Source organism: Oleiphilus sp. HI0080 (assembly GCF_001635135.1).
The window spans coordinates 1-1,130 of sequence record NZ_LWFU01000686.1 but is presented as its reverse complement, the minus strand read 5'-3'; the positions used below and the strand labels follow the sequence as shown (position 1 = coordinate 1,130).

General features: G+C 46.4%; 2 protein-coding genes. One reads left to right on the top strand and one right to left on the bottom strand.

Annotated features, from left to right (window positions below; translation table 11 throughout):
• Positions 1 to 788: glycerol-3-phosphate dehydrogenase (gene glpD / locus A3751_RS14865; protein ID WP_082863285.1), on the bottom strand; the 788-nt coding region annotated here is incomplete at its 3' end.
• Between the two features lie 181 nt (positions 789 to 969).
• Here glpD and A3751_RS14860 point away from each other — a divergent pair.
• Positions 970 to 1,130, top strand: a 161-nt coding sequence (locus A3751_RS14860) for an FGGY family carbohydrate kinase (protein WP_255376090.1), incomplete at its 3' end; no start/stop codon positions are given.

Here is a 1,130-nt window from a genome sequence, read left to right as displayed (position 1 = left end):
AACACAATACGCCGATCTTCGTTTTGAAGGATGTAGGCAGAATCACCGTTTGGAACGCGAGGGACGATGAGATGACTGCCTTTGATGAGGCGAATGCCTCTCGAAGCTTTAAGTTGGGGTACCCCTTTGTCGATAACGCGTCGCATCCATGGGCCTGCAGCATTGATAATGTGTTTTGCGTGCACTTTATAAGAATCGCCGTCAGCTAAATTTGTGCAAGAGATAACCCATTGTTGTTTTTCTTTAACGTAATTTGCCGCTTCACACCGAACGCCAGTTTTGATTGTTGCGCCCCGCTCGGCGGCGTCAATGGCGTTGTTTACTACTAGGCGGGCATCGTCCACCCAGCAATCATAGTATTCAAAACCTTTCTGGATGTCTGGCTTTAACCCTGCAGCCATGCCTAGTGGAACGCTCTTTGCGCTCGGGAGGCTATTACGCTTACTCAGGTGGTCATACATAAACAGGCCTGCTCGGATCATCCAGGACGGTCTCAGATGAGGGCGGTGAGGTAAAGTGAACTTCAGAGGGCTGACAAGGTGTGGTGCTTTTGAAAGCAGCACCTCTCTTTCTGCCAGAGCTTCTTTAACCAAGCGGAATTCGTAATGTTCAAGGTAACGCAGACCTCCATGAATGAGCTTGCTACTTGCAGAAGAAGTTCCTGAGGCAAGATCATTTTGCTCGGCTAAATATACGTTTAAGCCTCTGCCGGCTGCGTCGGCTGCAACTCCGCAACCATTGATACCACCACCTATAATAAAAAGGTCATACACCTTCTTTGAATCCATGTGCTTTGTTTGCTCTCTAGTTTTGTGCTGAATAAACCCGCGTAGGATAACGTATTAGACTCAGATAACTTGAACCGAATCAACAATTTCGAACATCGTGCTTAAAGGCGTTGAAAAAAGTTATCAGAACCGTATCTTTGACGCATCGAAACTGCCCACTATCGTAAGGCTAAAAATAACAATGAATCGATTTATTCTATCGCTTGATCAAGGAACCACTAGTTCAAGGGCATTACTTTTTAATGAGCGTGGTGCGCATATAGCGACAGCGCAAGAAGAATTCACTCAGTTTTTTCCTCATAACGGTTGGGTTGAGCATGACCCCGAAGAGATATGGAGCAC